A 7,121-nucleotide genomic window follows, 5' to 3' on the forward strand; every position below is an offset into this window, starting at 1 on the left:
CGTTGATGTCACCCGTTGATGTCAGCCGTCGGCCCAAGGGGTTGACGCCGTGTAGCCGGATGTTAGTCACCTCGCCCGAGGAACGGCAGGGTGCCGGAGAACACACCTCGGTACGCCATGGTTCCGGCCCTACGGTGCGTCCATAGGTTCCACCAGGCTGGAATCGCGTCCGCGCGTCCCGGTACAACCTGGCTCGGGCAGCCCAGGCCGGCGTCGACGCTCACGGGACTCCCGAAACCACCGAAAAGGTCAGCTTTGCCCATCAGTCAATCGATACCTGGCCTGACCTGGCACACAGCTCTGCGAGCGCCGCACCCGTGACCGGCGACAGCACCCCGACCTCGGTGACGATCGCCGTCACCAGCTCCGGTGGCGTGACATCAAACGCAGGGTTGTACGCCTGCGTCCCCAACGGGGCCACCGGACCGTCCCCACCCATCAAATCCGTGATCTCCTGCCCCGGCCGCTGCTCCACTTCGATGGAGGCCCCGTCCGGGGTCCCCAGGTCCACCGTCGTGACCGGAGCCACCACGACGAACGGCACATGGTGGTACTTGGCGAGCACCGCGAGCGGATAGCTCCCCACCTTGTTCGCCACCGAACCGTCGGCGGCGATACGGTCCGCCCCGATCAGTACCGCGTCCACCTCACCTGCCGCGAAGAGCGAACCGGCCGCGTTGTCGGTGAGCAAGGTGTACGCCATCCCGTTCCTGGCCGCTTCATACGCGGTCAGCCGCGCCCCCTGCAGCAGAGGACGCGTCTCGTCGACCCACAGCCGCCGCAGGCTGCCGGCCCGGTGCGCGGCCAGGGCCACCGCGAAGGCCGTGCCCTCGCCGCCCGAGACCAGCATCCCGGTGTTGCAGTGCGTCAGGATCCGGTGCCCGCCGCCGGGTACCAGCTCATCGAGCAGTCCCAGCCCGTGCACGGCCATCCGCGCACTGGCCTCGGCGTCCTCCCGGTGCAGGGCCCGGGCCTCGGCGAGCGCGGCACCGGCCGCCTCCTCGGGGCCGCCACCCTGCAGAGCCCTCCGGTACGCGTCCGTGGCCCGCCGCACCCCGTACCCGAGATTCACGGCGGTGGGCCGCGCGCCCGCGAGCAGCGCGGCCGCCTCGTCCACGTCGTATCCCCGTACGGCAGCGAGCGCGACCCCGTACGCCCCGGCGATCCCCAGCAGGGGCGCCCCCCGGACTGCCAGCGTCTGGATCGCCCCCACCAGCGCGGGAACGTCCGTGCAGACCAGCTCGACCTCCTCGGCGGGCAGCCGTGTCTGATCGAGCAGCACCAGCACGGGCCCCTCGGGTGGCTCGTCCCAGCGCAGGACAGGGAGTTCGGGCGGCTTGGATGCCAGAGGGCTGTGCACGTCCTGATCGGCCATCCGTCCAGTCTGCCTCGTGACCCACCGACAATTGAAGGTGCAAAGGAGATGCAGCACCTGATCCGTTGCCGCGCGCCACATGGCACGATGGCTGCCAACCTGCCGCCGCGTCCGCGGACGGGCACCGTGAAGGAGCAATTCCCGTGAACGACTCTCCGGGCTGGGCCTCGCCCGGATCCGCCCCCTCCGACGGTCAGGACCCGGGTGTGCCCAGGCCCGCCGAGCCCGCCGACGCGTCCGGCGCCGCCCCGAAGTGGTCCGACGCCCAGCCGCCCGCCGGCCAGTGGTCCCCGCCCAGCTCCACGAACACCCCGAACGCACCGCCTCCCGCGCCGCAGCCCCAACCGGGCTGGGGTCACCAGTACCAGGGCGGCCCCCAGCAGAACGGCCCGTACCAGGGCGGCGGCTGGGGCCGGCCCCCGGCGGCCAAGCCCGGCGTGATCCCGCTGCGCCCCCTCGGTGTCGGCGAGATCCTCGACGGCGCGGTCTCCACGATGCGCGCCCACTGGCGCACCGTGCTCGGCCTCACGCTCACCGTCGCGGTGGTCACTCAGCTCTGCGACATCCTGATCCAGCGCTTCCTGCTGCCCGACCCGGTCACCGTCGACCCGAACGCAACCGGCACCGAGGCCATGAACGAGGCCTTCGACTCGATGCAGTCCAGCCTGACGGCCCTGGCTCCCACGCTGGTCATCTCGCTCGTCGGCACGCTCTTCACCACGGCGATGCTCACCATGGTGATCAGCCGTTCCGTGCTGGGCCGCCCGGTGACCCTCAAGGAGGCCTGGGGCGAGGCCCGCCCCCGTCTGGCCGGCCTCCTCGGCCTGACCCTGCTCCTGGGTCTGATGGCCGGCGGAATCGTGGCCGTCGGCATCCTGCCCGGCGTACTCGTCGGAGTGTTCGCCAACTCGGCGGCAGGCGCGGCGCTCGCCATCCTCGGCGGACTCGCGGCCCTGGTCGTCATGATCTGGCTGATGGTCCGCTTCTCCCTCGCATCCCCCGCACTGATGCTGGAGCGACGGGGCATCGTCCAGTCCCTGCGCCGCTCGGCGAAACTGGTCCGCGGCACCTGGTGGCGGATCTTCGGCATCACCCTGCTCACCATCGTGCTGACCCTGGTCGTCTCCATGATCATCGGGATCCCGTTCGGCGCGATCGCCATTGCGGTGGACGGCAACAGCTTCAGCGACCTGTTCTCCGGGACGACCCCGGACTTCGGCTGGCCCTACCTGATCGTCACCGGCATCGGCGCAGTGATCGCTTCTACGATCACCTACCCGATCTCCGCCGGTGTGACAGTCCTGCTCTACGTCGACCAGCGCATCCGCCGCGAGGCCCTCGACCTCGAACTCGCGCGCGCCGCAGGCCTGCCCGGCTACGAGACCACCGGGAGCTGATGCGGTGTCGGCTCCGGGGGGCTGGACAACAACGCGGCTGCTGACCCGCGCATTCACCGACGCACCGACACCACCGGTGGATATTTCACGCGACCCTGCCCGCGAGGCGGCGAAGCACGAACTGTCCAAACCGATGTACCACGAGAACGACCCGAGCCTCCTCCGTCGCGGCATCGACCGCTTCTGGGAGTGGCTCGGCGGCCTCTTCGACGCCGCCTCCGGTGCAACTCCCGGAGGCGCGCTCGGCCTGGTCGTCATCGTCCTGGTGGTCCTCGCGCTGATAGCCGCTCTCTGGTGGCGCCTCGGCACCCCGAGCCGGCTCCCGGCGTCCGCAGCCACCCTGTTCGACGACCGTCCGCGCACCGCCGCCGAGCACCGCAAGGCAGCCGAGGCCCACGCCGCCGACCGCGCCTGGACCCCGGCCGTCCAGGAACGGATGCGTGCCGTCGTCCGCTCCCTGGAAGAACGCACCCTGCTCGACCCCCGCCCCGGCCGCACCGCCGACGAGGCAGCAGCCGAAGCCGGCCGGCCCCTCCCCGCCCACGCGGACCGGCTGCGCACCGCAGCCCGCGATTTCGACGACATCACCTACGGCGGCCGCGCCGCGGACGAGCAGACGTACCTCCGTCTGACCGCACTCGACCACGACCTGGAACGCACAAAGCCCCTCCTGTCCGCAGCTCCCCACGGAGCCGCCCAGTGACCGCCACCGCCACGCCCGCCACCTCGCTGTCCCCCACAGCGCGCCAGGTGTGGACCCGGACCCGAGGCCTCCTGATCGCGCTCGCCGTCCTGCTCGCGGCCGGCATCGCTTTCGCGGCCGTACGCTCCGGTGACCAGCACGGCAATCTCGACCCACGATCGGCAGACCGCCATGGCAGCCGCGCCGTGGCCGAACTCCTCAAGGACCGCGGCGTCTCCACCCGTGTCGTCACCACGCTCGACGCGACGGTCTCCGCGGCATCCCCGGACACCACCGTCCTGGTGACCATTCCCGACCTGCTCACCCCCCGCCAGCAGAGGACCCTGTACGCCGCCGTCTCCCACTCCGGCGGCCGTACCGTCCTCCTCTCGCCCGGTCCGCCCTCCCTCTCGACCCTCGCCCCCGGGGTACGCGCCGAAGCCCCCGCCGAGGTCTCCGCCCGCGCCCCGCACTGCACCCTGCCCGCCGCAGTCCGCGCAGGCCCCGCCGACACCGGTGGCATCCGCTACTCCGCCGCCCCCAGCACCGGCACCGCCGCCTGCTACCCCGCCAACGGCCTGCCCACGCTGCTCACCATCCCCTCCCCCCATCAAGGCGACACCGTCCTGCTGGGCGCGCCCGACATCCTCCTCAACGACCACCTCGACGCCGAGGGCAACGCCTCGCTCGCCCTCCAGCTCCTCGGCTCCCGCCCCCACCTCGTCTGGTACCTCCCCTCCCTGTCGGATGTCTCCGCCTCCGACGGCGGCAATAAGAGCTTCTTCGACCTCATCCCGTCCGGCTGGCTCTGGGGAACCCTCCAACTCGCCCTGGCCGCCGCCCTCGCCGCCATCTGGCGATCCCGCCGCCTCGGCCCCCTGATCCCCGAACGCCTCCCCGTCACACTCCGCGCCTCCGAATCCACCGAAGGCCGCGCCCGCCTCTACCGGAAGACGAACGCCCGCGACCGCGCAGCCGCGGTGCTCCGATCAGCAGCCCGCACCCGGCTCGCCCCGCTCCTCGGCGTCCCTCCCACGGAGACCCACACCCCCGAGTCACTCCTCCCCGCCGTCTCCGCCCAACTCCCCACCACAGCGCACGATCTCCGTACCCTGCTCTTCGGCCCGCCCCCTGCCGACGACGCCGCCCTCATCCGCCTGGCAGACGAACTCGACGCCCTAGAACGAGAGGTACGCACCTCATGAGCGCCCCGACCCCGCAGACCCCCGACCACTCGGACCAGGCCCGCGCCTCCCTGGAGGCCCTGCGAGCCGAGATCGGAAAGGCCGTGGTCGGCCAGGACCCGACCGTCACAGGTCTGGTCGTCGCGCTCCTGTGCCGCGGCCATGTCCTCCTCGAAGGCGTCCCCGGAGTGGCGAAGACCCTCCTGGTCCGCGCCTTGGCCGCCTCCCTGCAACTCGACACCAAGCGCGTCCAGTTCACCCCCGACCTCATGCCGAGCGACATCACGGGATCGCTGGTCTACGACGCCCGTACCGCCGAGTTCTCCTTCCAGTCCGGCCCGGTCTTCACGAACCTCCTCCTCGCGGACGAAATCAACCGCACGCCCCCCAAGACGCAGTCCTCGCTCCTCGAAGCAATGGAAGAGCGCCAGGTCACCGTCGACGGCACCCCCCGCCCTCTGCCCGACCCGTTCCTCGTCGCCGCCACCCAGAACCCGGTCGAGTACGAGGGCACCTACCCTCTCCCCGAAGCCCAACTCGACCGCTTCCTCCTCAAACTGACCGTCCCCCTCCCCTCCCGCGAGGACGAGATCAGCGTGCTCACCCGGCACGCCGACGGCTTCAATCCCCGCGACCTTCAAGCCGCCGGCCTACGCCCCGTCGCAGGCCCCGCCGATCTCGAAGCCGCCCGCACCGCCGTCGCCAAGACCTCTGTCTCCCCGGAAATCACCGGCTACGTCGTCGACATCTGCCGTGCCACCCGCGATTCCCCCTCCCTCACGCTCGGCGTGTCCCCCCGCGGCGCCACCGCGCTGCTCTCCACCGCCCGGGCCTGGGCCTGGCTCACCGGCCGGGACTACGTCATCCCCGACGACGTCAAAGCCCTCGCCCTGCCGACCCTCCGCCACCGGATCCAACTCCGCCCGGAGACCGAGATGGAAGGCGTCACCGCCGACTCCGTCATCAACGCGATCCTCGCCCAAGTCCCCGTCCCCCGCTGAGGATTGACCCCATGGCCCTCACCGGACGCACCGCGCTCCTCGCAGCCCTCGGCTCCCTCCCCGTAGGCATCCTCGCCCCCAGCTGGACGGGGATCCTCGCCGTCAACACCCCCCTCACACTCGCAATTCTGTACGACTACGCCCGGGCCGCACCAGTACGAAAGCTGCAATTCACCCGAACTGGTGATACATCAGTTCGAGTTGACGAACGAGCCGAGGTCCAGCTGACCGTCACCAACCCCTCCCCGCGACGTCTGCGTGCTCAACTCAGAGACGCCTGGCCGCCCAGCGCCTGGCCGCCCGGCACTGACCAGGAAGCCTCCCGCCACACGTTGGACATCCCCGCCGGAGAGCGACGCCGACTCACCACGGCGCTGCGCCCCACCCGCCGCGGCGACCGCCAAGCCGAGCGCATCACCATCCGCTCGTACGGCCCCCTGGGCCTGGCAGCCCGTCAGGGGCACCACCACGCCCCCTGGACCGTCCGCGTCCTGCCGCCCTTCACCAGCCGCAAGCACCTGCCCTCACGCCTGGCCCGCCTCCGCGAACTCGACGGCCGCACCAGCGTGTTGACCCGCGGCGAAGGCACAGAGTTCGACAGCCTCCGCGAGTACGTCCCCGGCGACGACACCCGCTCCATCGACTGGCGCGCCACTGCCCGCCAGAGCACCGTCGCCGTCCGCACCTGGCGCCCCGAACGCGACCGCCACATCCTGATCGTCCTCGACACGGGCCGCACTTCAGCGGGCCGCGTGGGCGACGTCCCGCGCCTCGACGCGGCAATGGACGCGGCACTGCTCCTTGCAGCGCTCGCGTCCCGCGCCGGAGACCGCGTAGACCTCCTCGCGTACGACCGCCGCACCCGCGCCCTGGTCCAAGGCCGCTCCGCGGGCGAGATTCTCCCGGCCCTGGTCAACGCCCTCGCCCCACTCGAACCAGAACTGGTGGAGACAGACGCCCGCGGACTCAGCGCCGCAGCACTGAAACACGCCCCCCGTCGCTCACTCGTCGTCCTTCTCACCAGCCTCGACGCCGCCCCCATCAGCGAAGGCCTGCTGCCGGTACTCCCCCAGCTCACTCAACGCCATACGGTGCTCGTGGCCTCGGTCGCCGACCCCTACATCGCCAAGATGACAGCATCTCGAGGAACTCTCGAAGCGGTCTACGAGTCCGCGGCGGCCACCCAGGCCCAGGAACAACGCCGCCGCACAGCAGACCAGCTCACGCACCACGGCGTCACTGTCGTCGACGCCACCCCGACAGAACTCGCCCCCGCCCTCGCCGACACATACCTCGCGCTCAAATCCGCCGGCCGCCTCTGAAAGGCGCGGCCGACCCAGCCTGTACATTCACCGACCCCGGAACGCAGAAAACCCCCGCACCAAAAGTGCGGGGGTTCCCCATAAAATAAGTTCGGCGGCGTCCTACTCTCCCACAGGGTCCCCCCTGCAGTACCATCGGCGCTGAAAGGCTTAGCTTCCG

6 protein-coding genes are annotated in these 7,121 nt (G+C 71.1%); 5 read left to right on the plus strand and 1 reads right to left on the minus strand.

Annotated elements, in window-relative coordinates:
• Nucleotides 1–262: 262 nt before the first annotated feature.
• Nucleotides 263–1,375 carry an S-methyl-5-thioribose-1-phosphate isomerase gene (gene mtnA, locus AB0H78_RS37050; RefSeq protein ID WP_363239215.1) on the minus strand — a complete coding sequence of 371 codons (1,113 nt, stop codon included), beginning with the start codon at nt 1,373–1,375 and terminating at the stop codon, nt 263–265.
• Nucleotides 1,376–1,518: 143 nt separating this feature from the next.
• Here mtnA and AB0H78_RS37055 point away from each other — a divergent pair, with 143 nt between their 5' ends.
• Genes AB0H78_RS37055 through AB0H78_RS37075 form a run of 5 tightly spaced genes read left to right on the plus strand, consistent with a single transcriptional unit; the run spans nt 1,519 to nt 6,961 of the window.
• Nucleotides 1,519–2,772 carry a hypothetical protein gene (locus tag AB0H78_RS37055; protein WP_363239216.1) on the plus strand — a complete coding sequence of 418 codons (1,254 nt, stop codon included), beginning with the start codon at nt 1,519–1,521 and terminating at the stop codon, nt 2,770–2,772.
• Nucleotides 2,773–2,809: 37 nt separating this feature from the next.
• Nucleotides 2,810–3,475, plus strand: coding sequence for a DUF4129 domain-containing protein (locus AB0H78_RS37060; RefSeq protein WP_363239224.1), 666 nt, complete (start codon nt 2,810–2,812; stop codon nt 3,473–3,475).
• Nucleotides 3,472–4,659 carry a DUF4350 domain-containing protein gene (locus AB0H78_RS37065; protein WP_363239217.1) on the plus strand — a complete coding sequence of 396 codons (1,188 nt, stop codon included), beginning with the start codon at nt 3,472–3,474 and terminating at the stop codon, nt 4,657–4,659. Before AB0H78_RS37060 ends, AB0H78_RS37065 begins: the two co-directional genes overlap by 4 nt.
• Nucleotides 4,656–5,639: a MoxR family ATPase gene (locus tag AB0H78_RS37070; RefSeq protein ID WP_363239218.1), complete on the plus strand. Its 984-nt coding sequence runs from the start codon at nt 4,656–4,658 to the stop codon at nt 5,637–5,639. The genes AB0H78_RS37065 and AB0H78_RS37070 overlap by 4 nt, the downstream gene beginning before the upstream one ends.
• Before the next feature lie 11 nt (nt 5,640–5,650).
• A complete protein-coding gene (locus tag AB0H78_RS37075) occupies nt 5,651–6,961 on the plus strand; it encodes a DUF58 domain-containing protein (RefSeq protein ID WP_363239219.1) in 1,311 nt (436 codons plus the stop codon).
• Nucleotides 6,962–7,121: the final 160 nt, after the last annotated feature.

This window comes from Streptomyces sp. NPDC050738, from assembly GCF_040654175.1.
GTDB lineage: Bacteria > Actinomycetota > Actinomycetes > Streptomycetales > Streptomycetaceae > Streptomyces.

Bases quoted from the DNA above. Each gene is read 5' to 3' on its own strand.
- mtnA (WP_363239215.1), bottom strand. From the start codon at position 1,375: ATGGCCGATCAGGACGTGCACAGCCCTCTGGCATCCAAGCCGCCCGAA.
- AB0H78_RS37070 (WP_363239218.1), top strand. From the start codon at position 4,656: ATGAGCGCCCCGACCCCGCAGACCCCCGACCACTCGGACCAGGCCCGC.
- AB0H78_RS37075 (WP_363239219.1), top strand. From the start codon at position 5,651: ATGGCCCTCACCGGACGCACCGCGCTCCTCGCAGCCCTCGGCTCCCTC.